Here is a 15,537-nt window from a genome sequence, read left to right as displayed (position 1 = left end):
TCGTTCAACACTCCTCTTTATCAACATTAACTTTTAACAAAAAAATGTGTCCAAAGTTAAGCTTGGTTTAAGGGGGTTAGGGGGATGTTATTCTGAGCTTTAAATCCCCTATGCCCCCTTTGAAAAGGGGGATTTTCTCGCAGGTAATTTCTTAACTTAACAGCCTTGGACGAGACGTCAGGAACCAGATTAATGTTAAATAACTTTTGATCTTTTGATCGGGTACTTACCTAAACTGACGACATTTCCTGACAGGAACAAGGAAAAATATTATGCGTTTTCACAATAATCATTCTGGACTTTCCTTTTTCATGGAAACTATGCGAAGACTTACTGTCTTTGGTTCAACACACGTTGCTGGTGAACTTCCGGCACCATGTTTTTTTTAAGGATTTTTACAGGAGGTTGTCATGCCAACATCTATAGAAGCTTTGGAGCAATTGATTAAAAAATATGGTTCCATGGCAGATGTCGCAGAAAAAATTGGATTCTCCAGAGAGACCCGTCTTAAAAAAAATGGAAAAATCGCATCCTCAACGATTGATTCCGCAGTCATGAAACTTTATGCCAGCGACTTTGACGGAGGATCTGTTGCGGGAACCACATCAGCGTCTCCAAAACCTGAAAAGAAATCCGCTTCAGGCAAACCCTTAAACAAAGGGGGTTCCTCCACCTCAGGAACAGCCAAAAAACCAACAACCGGGACGTTAAAGAAGAAACTGGTGAAACCTTCCTCATCTTCTGAAACCGTCGCCGCGAAAAAAACGGTTACTGCCGAAAAAATAACGCCACAAATCAAGGAAGAAACCCAGTATTTCAAAGACAGGTTTTCCAATTCACGTTTGTTTTATCGCAAATTCCTGGTCGCTGATGCCAACCGGGTGATGGTGGTTGTGCATGGTGTGGGTGAGCATTCTTACCGATACCTGAACCTGATCAAGCATTTCACCGCCAGACAAACCAACATGTATCTGATGGACAATCGTGGACACGGACGCAGTGAAGGTCCTCGAGGGCATATTGATGCGTTCACACAATATCTGGATGACCTCTACCAGTTTCTGGAAATTGTCAGGCAGACAGAACCCGGCAAGCCCGTTTTTCTGTTAGGACATTCACTGGGTGGAAATATTGTGGGGAATTATATCACTCAGCGCGAACAGAATTTTGCCGGCGTGATTCTTTCCGCGCCTGGTTTTGCGCCCGGTTTTGACGTTCCTGTTGTGAAAAAACTGCTGGGCCAACTCACCAGTCAATATGTCCCAACCCTTGCGTTACCGACCGGACTGGCGTCGTCTGGCTTGTCGAGAGATCCGAAGGTGATTGAAGATTACGACAATGATCCGTTGGTGCATGACCTTGTTTCGTCCCGCTTTTACACAGAATACACCCGCTATGGGCAATTGGCAGTAGCCAACGCAGATATGATCAAATGTCCGTTGCTGGTGCTTCAGGGCACTGCGGATTCCACAGTCAGCATTCCACAGGTGGAAAAATTCTTTAACAATCTGACCGTGGAAGATCGCCAGATTGAATGGTTTGATGGCTTCTACCATGAATGTTTCAATGATATCGGCAAGGAACAGGTGTTCGATATTCTGGAAAAATGGGTCAATGCCCATTGATCGACCGTCCACACAAAACAAGGGCGACCAGCCAGTCGCCCCTACCGATGCTTCACCCCCTGTGACCAACCGTCAACAAGCCATCATTTTACGCCAGATTCAGTTGTGTGAGATCGCACTTGAGCGTGCCTGGAATGCCTGTTTGCGGGATCTTCCAGCCGATCAGGAACTCCAGCATTTTTTCAGGGGCCACAGAGAACTTGGCGCCAGGGATCGGCGTTTGATTCAACAGGTGGTGTTTGGCGTGTTCCGGTGGTGGGGCTGGATTTCCCGGATTGAGGAAGTTTTTGTTTCCTCCCGCTCAATCCTGCTGGCCCTGATTCTGGATGAAACCCCGTGGAACGCCCTGTGTGAGGAACTGGCAACCCGGCATTCACTCCAGCCCATGCCTGAAAACTGGCAGATTGCGGGGAGTCTTTCTGAAAAACAGCAATGGCTGTCTGCCTGGCTCCCGCTTGATCCGGAATTGCTCTCTCCTGTTCGTTTGCTTCCGGACTGGTTTGCGTCCGGGTTGCCTGAGGTTGCTCAGAATATCGCCGTTCAACAGGAATTGCTCACAACGTTACAGTCCCGCCCGCCCATGTGGCTCCGATTTCAGGGAAACAGATACCATGCCGCAATGACTGAAATTCAAAAAAACGCCGGAGTTGTGTCAACGCATCCCGGTGTTCCCAAAGCGTTGGGCTTTAAATCCAGGATCAATCTCAATGAACTGGATTCCTATCGTCAGGGCCATCTGGAAGTGCAGGATCTGGCCTCGCAGTGCGTGGGACTGTTGTGCTGTCCTGCCTGTGGAGAAAAATGGTGGGATGTTTGTGCGGGTGGTGGTGGCAAAGCGCTCCATCTGGCGGATTTGATGGCTGGCAAAGGGCAGGTGTGGGCCTCAGAAATCAGGGAACAAAAAATTTCTGAAATCAAAAAAAGAGTGAGCCGGGGTCCGTGGAGTTGTATCCGTGCGAACGCCTGGGATGGAACTCAGGTTCCCGCGAATTTTCCTCAGGAGTTTGACGGCGTGCTGGTGGATGCGCCATGCAGTTGCACCGGAACCTGGCGACGCAACCCGGATCTGCGCTGGAGAACCCGTCTGGAACAGATAAACGCTCTGGTTGAAACCCAAAACAGTGTGTTGCGGTTGGCCTCAAACCGTGTGAAATCAGGGGGAAAACTGATCTATGCGACTTGTTCCATGACGTTTGCGGAAAACACAGGCGTGGTGCGAAAATTTTTGACGGAACACCCGGATTTCAACCTGTCACCGGTCGCGCATCCATTGACCGGCAGGCACACTTCAGGGGAAGTCTGGCTATGGCCCCAAGAGGCCGATTGTGACGGGATGTATGTCGCGTGTATGACAAGAACGCTTCGTTGAAAAATCAGGATTTCAGATATTCCAGAAGCTCCCGGATGGAATCCTGATAGATCTCTTCTTCCACATTGCTGGCCGCAGTCTGGATTTTATCTAACAATTTCTGCATTGCTGACGGCAGTTTGGCTTTGTGTTGTTCCATGCGGGACAGGCTTTCCAGAATTTTCTCTGTCATGAACAGGGGAGTTTGGGCTAACAACTGTAGTTCATCAACCAATTGTTTTTCCGCTTCAACACTGAACGGTTCAGATGGTGAGGCTTCAGGTGATTCTTGAAGGGGTGCCGATTGGTTGACGCATTTCTTCAAGTATTGGTTGAGCACACCAACCATCTGTTCCAGTTGAATGGGCTTGGTTATAAATTCCCGGATGCCGTATTCTGTTAAATCCTGTTGTTTGGGATTGAACACATCCGCTGAAACCATCACAAGGGGGATCTGCTCTCCACCGGGAAGTTTTTGGATTTCTTTCGCTGTTTCAAAACCATCCATGCCAGGCATATGCATATCCAGCAGAATCAGATCCACAGGATTTTTCAACAGCAATTGCCTTGTTTGTTCAACCCCTTCCAGGCCTGAATCAGCAAGGTGTGTCGATAATCCCAGCACTTCCAGAACCCCCTTGACCATTTCCTGATTCAGCAGGTTGTCTTCAATGGTGAGGATCACATTGTCTTTGGAAAAACAGAAATCCATTTCAGTGGCTTCCGCAAGAAGGGATGGATGTTCTCCGGAAACCGCAACCGGTATCATGACTGTAAAGCGGGAACCTTTCCCCAAAGCACTCTCCAGATGGATCGTTCCGCCCAACAGTTCCACCATTTTCCGAGTGATGCTCAGTCCCAGACCAGTCCCTCCGAATCGCCGGGTAATACTGCCATCGGCCTGCCCGAAGGCTTCCCAGATCACAGTTTGCTGTTCCGGGGCAATGCCAATGCCTTCATCTTCAACCACCATGATGATCTGCTGATCTTTCCATGAGGCTCTCATTTCCACTTTTTTACCTTCAGGTGTGAACTTGATGGCATTGGCCACCAGATTTATCAGGATCTGGTTGAGTTTGGTCCGATCGGAATGGATCACTCGTGGAATCGAATCATCGTATTGATACGTATAGTTCAATCGTTTCTTGATAGCCGCGGATTTGTTGATATGAAACATTCCGGTAAACATGGGCTTGAATTCCAGATTTTCGTTGCTGGTGGTAATCTTGCCGGATTCAATTTTTGCCAGATCCAGGATGTTGTTGATCAATTCATGCAGGATCTGCCCTGCTGTGCAGATGTTGTTCAGATAGCCCTGATACTGTGCGGGCAGATCAATGTATTTTTTCCGGGACATCAACAGTTGGCTGAAACCGATGATGGAATTGAGCGGCGTGCGGATTTCATGGCTCATGTTGGCCAGAAATTCGGTTTTTGCCCTGTTGGCCTGCTCGGCCTGTAGTTTTGACTGTCTCAGTTCCTGTTCCAGTCGCTTGAGGGGCGTGATGTCCTGAAACGTGGTATAAGCCTGATAGGGTTTGTCCTCACCCGGGTGAAACAACGGTGTGGCGGTGATCATGATCCAGCAATACTCATCTTCCATGGGATGATAAACCCCCATGACCACATTCTGAACTTTTTTTCCGGTGGTCAGTGCGACCATCGCCGGATGCGTGTCGCCGGGAAAATCGGAACCATCTTCATGAATCGCCTGCCAACGGGGATCCATCGATGTGACTCCTTGCATCTGATCCAGGGTCAATCCCAAAATGCGCTGGGCCGCGGGATTGGCATCGAGAATTTCACCGGTGTCTTTCTGATAAACTGCGCCCTGTTCCATGGTTTCAAACATGGTCCGGTGTTTTTTCTCACTTTCTTCCAGTCTTTTTTTGTCGATGTTGGCTTCGGTGACATCCAGAAGAACCGCCAACGCACGGATGACCATGCCTTGTTCATTTTTTTCCGATATTGCGGATAGTTCGATGTCCAGAATGGAACCATTTTTGGTCACAAACTGGTATGGTATATTTTTATTCCATCCCTGCTTCAGAAATTGTGGAAAGGCGGTTTCAGTAGCATAGCGCCGGGATTCTTCAGTAAAAAAATCCATAATCCGTTTTCCCAGCACATCCTCTCGCTCATAGCCGGTTTTTTCCAACCAGGTGTCACTGACATGGAGCAACCGCCCTTGCGCATCCACAGAATGGAGCATCACCGGAGTTTTGGTGTACATGATCGCGAAACGGGATTCGCTTTGCTTTAATTTTTCATTGGAAACAAACAATTCCAGATTCAGACGCCGTAACCTGGATTCTTCCTGTTTGCGTTCGGTGATGTCCTCATGAATGGCCACATAGCCGACCGGCTTCTGGTAAAGATTCCTGATCGGCGCGATAGACGATTGTGCCCAGAAGAAGTCACCGGATTTCTTTTTGTTATATAACTCACCACTCCATGATTCTCCCGCCGTCAATCGTCCCCATAACTGCTGATAGATGTCATCAGTGGTTTGACCGGACTTGAGTATCCGTGGATTTTGTCCTTTGACTTCTTCAGCGGAATAGCCGGTGACTCTGCAAAATTCAGGATTCACATATTCAATGTTTCCCTGAAGATCAGTGATAATGATCATGACCGGACTGTATTCCACCGCATGGAATAAACGTTCGATTTCCTGATACAGAGAGCGTTCCAGTGACAAATCACGGACCACTCCGGCAAAAATACGGGAATTGCCAACGCGTGATTCCCCCACAGACAAATACAAGGGAAATTCCTCACCATTCTTGCGCAGTCCAACGACTTCCCGGCCAATGCCAATGATTTTCGCCTGTGACGTCATGAGGTAATTACGGATGTACTGATCATGCTGTTCACGATAGGGCGAGGGCATGAGCATATTGATATTTTTCCCCAGCACTTCCTGAATCGTATAACCGAAAATGGTTTCAGCGGCCCTGTTGAAGGTTAGGATATTCGCGTGACTGTCAATCGTGATCATGCCTTCCACGGTGGCATTGAGCAGGTTGTCCATGTAGGCATTCTGATCTGCCAGTTCTTGCGAACGTTGCTGAACATGACGTGCCATGCTCTGGAAGGATTCCGTCAGTTTTCTGACTTCCACGGTCGGGGATCCCGCAAGCAGGGAATCATAAGCATGGGTTTGTGGTTTCAGCAGATCAGGATCACCCTTATCCAGTTTTTTTACGAGTAGCTGAAGTTCCCACAAAGGCCGGGAGATCAAACGGGCCACCCACCAGGAAAAAAGGATGGCCGCTCCACAAAACATGCCGATACCTGTCACAATCAGTGTGCGGTCAGGAGCAAAATGAATCAGACCCACCATACCGATTCCGGCAAGAATCGTCATGAGGGTGGAAAACAACATGATTCTGAGAAAAAAAGTCTGTTTCATGGAGCATCCTGCTGGTTTTGTTCAGAAAAACTTGCCAACGCCTGGCGTTCATCCGTGTTAATCGTGAAGATAGAAGCCAGACCTGATTGGGTAACAACCTCCAGGCAAAAGTGATTCAACTCACAAAGGATCAATCGGATTCCTGTTTTGTTGAGGTGTTTGTATAATGTCACTAAAACTCCGATGTCCGCCGAGTTGAGATGGTTCACGGCCCTTAAGCTACATATGATTTTCTGAATGTTTCTGCTCTGGATCAGGCGGTTCAGTTCTCTCTTGAAATCATCAAACCTGTTGTTCATAGAGGAATCAAAAGAAAAAATCAAAATCTGGCGGTCAATGCGATACTGTTTCTCTTTAAAAAATTCTTTATTCTTGAATTCCAGAATCGCTTGTTCAAACGCTTCCTCCTCCTGACGGGAAACAGTCCAGAATTCAAGCCCTGCCAGCCATGACTCCGGTTCACTCTGTAATGGTATGATCCAGACCAGACGTCCCAAAACCTTGTATCTGGATTCATTCTCGCCAATACGGATCTCAGTGTGACTATGAGATTGGTGTGGACCGAAATGGATTTCAAGCAACAGAATATCATTGTTATAAAACGGAGTGTTCAGTTCCAACCGAATGCCACAGATCGAGATATCCCTGACCGTTCCCCGGCCGGGGGTTTCCGCTCCATACGGATAAATCAGGCAGTGCGTATCGATCTCATACCGTTTGGCACGGCGGCGGACTGTCTGGTCAATCAGTTTGCTGGAGTCCGGCACAATGCCGTCCCATTCCCGGTTTTGTTCCAGAACTGGCGGGTATTTTTCAAAGTAACGACAGCGTTTCAGATATTCCAGCACGATCACATCCTGAGGAAACTGTTGGATGCATTGTTCAAAGCAAAGCATCGCCCGGGAAAACTGACATTTTCTGTAAAGCCTGATCCCTTCTTCCATGTTGGTCCTGGTTTCCAGTTTCAGGGGGATCAGGTGTGAATCATCACCATCAATCACTTCATAAATAGCATCGGAAGCCGAACGTCCACGCACCCGGACCTTGTCGATTTCTCGAATCAGGAATTGTCTCGGAGGCAATTCCTCATAGGTTGACTGGGAAATCAGAATTTTCGCGTTGAATTTCTTGGTCAGTCCTTCAATACGCGATGCCAGATTGACATGGTCGCCAATGGCCGTGGAATTCAATCGACTCGCCGATCCCAGAGCACCCAGCATGACGCGTCCGGTATTGATGCCAATACCGAAATTGATTTCCGGCAGATTTTGTTGTTTGCGGTGCTGATTCAGGGACAAAATGGATTTCTGCATCTCAATGGCCGCCATCACCGCATCGGTGGCTGATGTTTCCTGATCGAACAACGCCATGATCGCGTCACCGATATATTTGTCCACAAACCCGCCATGTCTGGAAATAGACGGTTCCACCAGACCAAAAAACTCATTGAGAAACGCAAAGTTTTCCTCCGGGCTCATATGTTCCACATGCTGGGTGTAGGACCGGATATCCGCAAACAGAACCGTCATTTTTTCCTCCTCAAAAAAACCGGATTGGAGGTTCTGCTGGCTTAAAATGCGATTGATGAACTGATTGGGCACAAACAACCGAAAAGTCTGGCTGATGCGTTCCAGTTCAGAATAGGAAATTTCCAGTTGTAGTTTGGACTGTTCCAATTGCGTGTTGGAATCTGCCAGAGAGACATTGGCCTGTTTCAATTCCACTGTTTTCAAATCAACCAAGCGTTCCAGTTCCTGCGTATTCTGTCTGGCCGCGAGAACCGTTTGGATCCTTGACCTGATTATCGGGATACTGACAGGTTTGTTGACAAAATCCGCCGCACCCAGATTGAGACATTGTTCCACCAGTTTTTCATCATGCTCACCGGTCAGCATAATCACAGGTATTGTGTGGTATTTCGGGTGTTGTTTGAGTTGTTGAAGAATCTCCATGCCATTGATACCGGGCATGTTGACATCCAGAATAATCAAATGGGCTGGTTCATGATCCAGCCGCGGGAACAGCAGTTTGGGATTGATGATATAACCACTGCGATAATCAAAGGCGGTCAGCAACTCTGACAGATATTTGCACACCGCGATTTCGTCATCCACAATCAGTATTTTTTTGTTCATTGATCACTCCGGTTGTTATCCGGGGCTGTTCATTTCTCTTATTTTGAGCGTCTACCGGATGGTAGGCGGGGATTACATGCCCCGCAAACGCCAAAAATCGTATTGTTGACGGGCACGTAGTCCAATGTCATCAACTTAAGCATTCTGAATGATGCTGAGTATTAATTCCCCCTTGGTTTAAGGGGGATAGGGGGATGTAATTCTGAGTGTTAAATCCCCCATGCCCCCTTTGTAAAGGGGGATTATTCAGCGAAGAATTTCTTAAGTTGACGACATTGGCACGTAGTCCCGTCCTACCAGAGAAGTGAACAGTCCCGGGTTGTTATCCAATAATTTTGAGTAGTTCCTGGCTCAATTGCTGGTAGCTCTGTTCCAGATCCGCAAGCAGAGAGGGAATTTCAGCGCTCTCGTTTTCAGCCTTATGCTGCAACGTCTCACAAATCGCCGCGAAGGGGCCTGCGCCAATGGCCAGGCCGCTGCCTTTGAGTTTGTGGGAGGCTTCATTCATGAGTAAAATTTCGCCGGCTTGAAAGTGGCGTTTGATGTCTTCAATCATCGGCGGTGTTTTGTCAATAAACATCCTCACAATTTTATCTCTCATTTTGGGCGAAATTTTTGAAAGTAGACTGGGATCAAGCATCTGTTGTTCCTCATGTTCATGGTTGTGAAGCACCTTGTGTCCAAGTCGCGCCCGGCAATAGTCATCGTTTTGCCAGAGATCAGGAAAACCGTACAAGGTACTATAACGAGAATGTTAGCCTCGGATTACGTTCCGGGGAAGGCGACGAACGGTGGTATTGGCTTCGCCTGTGAGAGGTCTCCTGAAAACTCCAGAACCAGGCATACCGTAGAGACGGGTTTCAAACCCGTCTACCTGTTTCCTGCCTTTGTTTGTGTCATGCCGTAGAGACGGGTTTGAAACCCGTCTCTACCTGCCGGGATATTCTTTTCCGCTTTTCGCTTAAAAAGACTGTGGAATCACAATATCAAATGTCGTCCCTCGGCCAATTTCTGTTTCAATGCGGATCTCTCCGCCAAGAGTCGAGACGGCTTCTTTCACGGAATACATTCCCACGCCTCTTCCGGATATTTCAGAGACTTCCTCTTTGGTTGAAAACCCCGGGGTAAACATCAATTGAATCAGCTCGTCCCCGGACATTTTCAGGGATTCCTGTTCGGAGATGAGTCCTTTTTTGATGGCGGAGGCCTTGATCAGGTCTGGATCAATACCATTGCCGTCATCCGAGATCTTCAGATGCAGTGTGTCATGTTCCCTCAAGGCTTCCAGTCGGATTGTTCCAACCGGTGGTTTTTCAAGCATGATACGCAGTGATTGTTCCTCAATCCCATGATCGACACTGTTACGGATCAAATGGGTCAGGGCCTCAAACAAACCGGATAAACGGTCAAAAGACACTTCCACCTCCTGTCCCAGAATTTGTACCTGAACCGGTTTATTCAGGCGTTGACTCAAACCCTCAGTGGTGATGGCATATTTCTGTAGCACCGGGGTGATCGGCTGTAAGCGCAGTTGTTCAAAAATTTTGCGTGGTTCCGTTCTGTCAGTGTCCTTGAACATACCCAACAGTTTTTCTTCTGCCTGTTGCAGTTTGGATTCACGTATTTTATAAACACGCTCTGTGTCCACAAAGTCTTTCTGGGAAACGATCCCACTCAAATCAGACATGGTTTGCAAAAAGACTTTCTGGCTGGCCATTGTCTGTTCCATCAACTCCATAATGGAAGATTCGCTCAGGGGCCTCTCGCCGTTGCGGTAAGCCTCCATTCCTGATTCAATTTCATGAATCGCATGGGAAAAATCCTTCAGGCCATAACTGGCTGTCCCACCTTTGATCGTATGGTAATAACGAAACAAGTCGTTGATGGATACCGTTGGCGCATCGCGACCCAGCAAGCTATAGATTTCCATGAAGAGTTTTTCCAATTCTCTGAGAAACTGGACAAACCCGTCACGATCCAGTGCCACCTTGATAATCATGGCATTGCGCTTTTCTTCTTCTTCCACTTGTGCGGCGAGTTCCCGTTCAAGCGAGACATCCGACAGAATCACCATGAATTTGGACTCATTGCCTTCCAGAAAAAGATATTCCAGTTTGAGAATGCGTCCCAGTTTTGAAGTTTCGCGGGGCAGGATTTCTCCCAGCAGATCCAGTGTTGCCATGCCGTTGAATACCATGTCCAGCACTTCTCTGACGTTGTCGGGTTGTCCGGTCAGTTGTTCTGCCGAAAGCCCCTTACGCAACTTGGGCGCTGACACATCACTTGGGCTGAACAGCAGTTGCAGAACATCCAGATCGCCAATGGAGCCATGAAAAAATTCCAGGCAGGCATGGGAAAATTCAGGCCGGATTTTGTAATCACGTCCAAAGCTGAGAAAGCCCTGTCCGGTATTGTCCAGCAATTCCTGTATTGAAGCGGTGCGTTCCTGTACTTTTTGTTCGAGGGTCTGGGTATATTCCCGGATCTGGTTCATCATTTCGAGATTTTTCATGGCGCTGACCACCATTTTGGAGATGGTCATGACAAACGCTTCATCTTCCGGTTGATAGCTGGTTTCTTCCGGTGTGCCCAGAAAATAGACCAGCCCTTTCAACTCCAGGCGATCGAGCAGCGGCACACAAAGTAGTGTTTTAGGCGGAAGATGAGCCAGTTCCAGGTTGGTGGGTATTCCGCTGGTATCCGGCAGAAATACGATGCGTTTATCCCGGGTGATGTCGTTGGCGATTCCTGTTTCCGCATTGATCAGGGCTGGCCAGTCGATGTTATTCTGCACCGCGTCATTTTCCGTGGTTTCTTCTTCGACAACATCGTCCCACAGCATCACGCTGGTGTCATCCGCTTCAGGGTAACTCAGTTGCAGAGTCAATTCGCCGGAATCCTGAAACAGATAAACCGCGCCGGTTTCCAGATTCAAATGGGTATGCAGGGAAGACAGAATGGTTCGCAAAATCTCGGTTTCTATGCGCATGTCCGCCAGCATCCAGTTGACATTGCTCACCGTGTTGAAGTCCCGTTCCCGTTTTGCCAGAGTCATTTTCAGTTGTTTGATGCCCTGATGCTGCTGAAGCGCTGATTGAAGTCTGGCACGAATCACAAGGGGATTGCCCGGTTTGTTGATGAAATCCATGGCTCCCGCATTCAGACATTCCTCGACCAGTTGTTCATTAGGATCTCCTGTCAGAATGATCACCGGTATGGTCTGAAATTCAGGGTGCTGTTTGAGTTGACGCAACAAGGTGAGTCCATTCACTTCGGGCATGTGAAGATCCAACAGAACCAGATCAATCGATTCCTGTTGCAAGCGCGGGATTAGCAGGCGTGGATGGTTGACATATCCTGAGTCATAGCCCCAGTCGGTTAACAGAATACGGAGATTCTGACAAATCAGAAGTTCATCGTCCACAATCAATATTTTCGGCATTTATTCCTGTTTTGAATATTGGGGATTGAATTCTACGGCACGATTCAAAAGCTGATTGCCCCATTTCCGCAGAATATCCACCAGTTCTTTTTCATTGAGGGGTTTGCTCAAATAATCGTCCATTCCGGCAATCAGGCATTTTTCCCTGTCACCCGCAAGCGCATTGGCCGTGATGGCTACAATCACAGGGCGGGTTGCTTCCGGCCAGTCTTTTCGAATTTGCGCGGTTGCTTCAAAGCCATCCATTTCCGGCATCTGGCAATCCATCAGGATCAGGTCATAAGGCTGGCGTTTCAGCGCGTCCAGCACCTCCAGTCCATTGGCCGCGACGTCCAGCGAATAGCCCAAAAACTCCAACAGGCGCACCGCGACTTTTTGATTGATGCGATTGTCTTCAGCCAGCAAAAGACGCAGTGGTATGAGTTCTCCCATTTTAGCACTACTTTCCGGGACAGAACGGTGTTGAGCCGGAAGTTTATTTGTGGTTTTTAAAGACGCGGCACTACCCGCGACCAGTGTTAACGCGTTCCATAGCTGGGATTGTCGGAGCGGTTTGGATATTTTGAGGCTAAACAGATCAGAGACGATTGTTTTATGTTCCTGCTGGTCCATGGAAGAAAATAAAATCAGGGGCATGTTTGCAAGTGCGGGATTGGGCAATGTTCTGATTTGCTGAGCGAGCTGAACCCCGTTCATTTCCGGCATCTGGTAATCCAGAATCGCGAAATCGAAATCGTTGCCTGAGTTCAGCATGGCCAGGGCGGACTGGGGGGAATTGGCCGTCATGGCCCACAAACCCCAGTTTTTGCAATATTGTTTCAACATGCGCAAATTAATCGGGTGGTCATCGACCAGTAACACCCGTTTACCGTGGAACGCCGACGATGGAATCCTTATTTGTTGCGGCATGGTATCGGCTTTGGAGGCTTTGATGGTGAAGCAAAACGAGCTTCCATGGCCTTCCCTGCTTTCGACCCACATCTTGCCGCCCATGAGTTGGGCCAGACGCAGGGAAATGGCCAGTCCCAATCCGGTTCCGCCAAATTTGCGGGTGGTGGACGCGTCTGCCTGGACAAATGCCTGAAACAAATGGCGCTGATTTTCTTCAGAAATTCCAATCCCTGTATCCTTGACAACAAAGAGTAATTCCAACCCCCGGGGCGACTGTTGCTGAAGACTGACTTCCAGTGAAATTTCCCCGGCTTCGGTGAATTTAAGGGCGTTGCTGATCAAATTCGCCAGAATCTGGCGCAAACGTGTCACATCACTTTGAATGAAGGCTGGCAGATTGGGATCCACCGCATAGGTGAGTTCGATATTTTTTTCTTCAGACCTGGCTGAAAACAGAATGAGAACTTCCTCAATATTAGAGCTTAATTCAAAAGGCTGTTCTTCCAATTGCAGTTTGCCTGCTTCTATTTTTGAAAAGTCGAGGATGTCATTGATAATGGTCAACAGGTGGTCTCCACTGAGACGAATGGTTTCCACATAATCCTGTTGTTCGGGGGTCAGTGCGGTTTTTAGCAGCAAGCCGGTCATGCCAATGACGCCATTCATTGGCGTCCGGATTTCATGGCTCATGTTGGCCAGAAACTCTGATTTGATGCGTGAGGCTTCCAGAGCTTCTATTTGTGCGAGTTTCAATGCTTCATTATCAGCTTTTTGTTGAGTCACATCCCGGGCAGTCGCATAGATGAGCTGTCGTTCAATGTTCATCGTGGCACGCCATGACAGCCAGCGATATGTTCCGGTTTTATGTCGAAACCGGTTTTCAAAATGAACCACATCCTGACCTGTTGCCAGTTGTGTCAGAATCTGTTGGGTACTGGTATGATCTTCGGGATGAATCAGTTCGAGAAAGGGTTTGGCTGTCAATTCTTCAGCGGTAAAGCCCAGTGCCTTTTCCCAGGCAGGACTGAGTCGTTTGAAAAATCCGTCAAATCCTGCCACGCAAAGCATGTCCAGCGATAATTCAAAAAAGCCTTTTGATTCTTCTTCAAGCAGTTTGATGGAGGATAGATCCCGGATAATTCCGGTGAACAATCGGGACTCACCAAAGATTGCTTCTCCGACTGATAAATAGAGGGGAAATTTGGTGCCATCTTTACGTTGACCAACGACTTCCCGGCCAATGCCAATGATTTTTGCCCGGCCTGTGCCGGTATAATTAGCAAGGTACTGGTCGTGTTCTTCACGGTAGGGCGCAGGCATGAGCATTTTGACATTTTTCCCGAGCAGTTCTTCGCGGGTATAACCAAACAGGGTGAGTGTCGCACTGTTCACACTGTCAATAAGTCCTGTTTCAGTGATAGTGATGATGCTGTCAACAGTAGATTCCAAAATCGCCTGGATTTTTGCCTCATTGACTTCTATAGGGGATCGCCACAGGCTTTTGGGTTTGAGTAGTTCTTCCATGATTTTTTCAATATCCTGATTATTTTGTATTATGTGAGATTTTCATAAGGTCATTTCATATGAACGTACTAGAGTAAAGATATTTGTCTATGATGCCTGTCATATGATAAATCGTTGGCGTTGTCCTGGTTCTGAACCCTGCAGAATGGGGTTGCATGCAATTTACTGGACTATGCCGCAAGGGGTTTTTATAACACAGGGATATAAGTACTCGACCATAAATCATTAAACATTTTTTCTGGTTCCCTACCTCTGGTGGGGAACCCCCTAGCCCACCTCCGGTGGCTTGCCAATGAACCGTGGAAGGGCACCAGAGGTGCGTTATGGAACGGTTCCCGACGAGACGTCAGGAACCAGATTAATGTTAAAAAATTTTTGATCGGGTACTTATCCATCTGTTTTTAAGAATCCGGTTGGTTTTTCACAAGATGTGAAGCCGGCCTTCATCCATCATCCGGGAATAATTTATGGAAGCCATCTCCTATTTTGACATATTTGCGTTAGTTCTTATTGTGTGGATGTCTTTCAGTGGATACCGCAAAGGGTTTCTCAAGAATTTTTTCCCGATACTGGGCCTGGTGGCAGGATTGATCATCGGTCTGAAATTTGGCGCGGATATCGGTTTGTGGTTGAACCAGTGGCTTGGTCAGTCACCACCGGTGATGGCCATTTCGGGGATTGCGGTCATCATTGTGTTGTGCTTTGTGCTGGGTATCACCATCGGGCGTCTGGGCAAAGCCGGACTGGAAAAAATCAATCTTGGCGTCATTGATAATGGTGGCGGTTTGTTATGGGGCGGATTCAAAGGATTGCTGATTGTCAGTGCGATTGCCTTCATGCTGGGTTTGATCCCACCCATGTTTGAACCGATTGCGAACATTCAGCAGAATTCTGTGTTTTACAAACTGACTGGAACTTTGTATCCTGCGGTGCGGCAACAGGTGTCTTACCAGATTTATCAATCAACCAACAATTCCAACCTGTCGCCGATGATGGGAAACATGTTTCAGGGAATGCCCCCGCAGATGCAACAGCAACTGCAAACACTCATGCAGCAAAATCCTTCGCCTCAGGATTTGATGAAATCCATGCCGCAACTGACACCGGAACAGATTGAGGCGTTGAGAGAGCGCTTTCAACAGTGACATTCAGTCAAA

8 protein-coding genes are annotated in these 15,537 nt (G+C 47.9%); 3 read left to right on the top strand and 5 right to left on the bottom strand.

What is annotated here, in order from left to right; translation table 11 throughout:
* Positions 1-410: 410 nt before the first annotated feature.
* Positions 411-1,625, top strand: coding sequence for an alpha/beta hydrolase (locus HQM11_14015; GenBank protein MBF0352144.1), 1,215 nt, complete (start codon positions 411-413; stop codon positions 1,623-1,625).
* Positions 1,615-2,994, top strand: a complete 1,380-nt coding sequence (locus HQM11_14010; protein ID MBF0352143.1) for an RsmB/NOP family class I SAM-dependent RNA methyltransferase — start codon at positions 1,615-1,617, stop codon at positions 2,992-2,994. The genes HQM11_14015 and HQM11_14010 overlap by 11 nt, the downstream gene beginning before the upstream one ends.
* A gap of 4 nt (positions 2,995-2,998) precedes the next feature.
* On the opposite strand, the gene HQM11_14005 is transcribed toward HQM11_14010, so the two are convergent.
* The 5 genes from HQM11_14005 to HQM11_13985 all read right to left on the bottom strand — a co-directional run bounded on the left by HQM11_14005 (position 2,999) and on the right by HQM11_13985 (position 14,380).
* Positions 2,999-6,388, bottom strand: a complete 3,390-nt coding sequence (locus HQM11_14005) for a PAS domain S-box protein (protein ID MBF0352142.1) — start codon at positions 6,386-6,388, stop codon at positions 2,999-3,001.
* Positions 6,385-8,523, bottom strand: coding sequence for a response regulator (locus HQM11_14000; GenBank protein ID MBF0352141.1), 2,139 nt, complete (start codon positions 8,521-8,523; stop codon positions 6,385-6,387). The genes HQM11_14005 and HQM11_14000 overlap by 4 nt, the downstream gene beginning before the upstream one ends.
* A 322-nt stretch (positions 8,524-8,845) precedes the next feature.
* On the bottom strand, positions 8,846-9,163 hold the full coding sequence (locus HQM11_13995; GenBank protein MBF0352140.1) for an Hpt domain-containing protein: 318 nt from the start codon (positions 9,161-9,163) through the stop codon (positions 8,846-8,848).
* A gap of 321 nt (positions 9,164-9,484) precedes the next feature.
* Positions 9,485-11,965, bottom strand: coding sequence for a response regulator (locus tag HQM11_13990; protein ID MBF0352139.1), 2,481 nt, complete (start codon positions 11,963-11,965; stop codon positions 9,485-9,487).
* Entirely contained in the window at positions 11,966-14,380 is a 2,415-nt protein-coding gene (locus HQM11_13985) for a PAS domain S-box protein (GenBank protein ID MBF0352138.1), read from the bottom strand.
* A gap of 467 nt (positions 14,381-14,847) precedes the next feature.
* Between HQM11_13985 and HQM11_13980 the strand changes: the two genes are divergently transcribed.
* A complete protein-coding gene (locus HQM11_13980; GenBank protein ID MBF0352137.1) occupies positions 14,848-15,525 on the top strand; it encodes a CvpA family protein in 678 nt (225 codons plus the stop codon).
* Positions 15,526-15,537 lie beyond the last annotated feature (12 nt).

It is taken from the genome of SAR324 cluster bacterium, from assembly GCA_015232315.1.
Lineage (GTDB): Bacteria > SAR324 > SAR324 > SAR324 > NAC60-12 > JADFZZ01.
The sequence above is the reverse complement of the archived record's forward strand: the minus strand, read 5'-3'. Positions and strand labels throughout refer to the sequence as shown.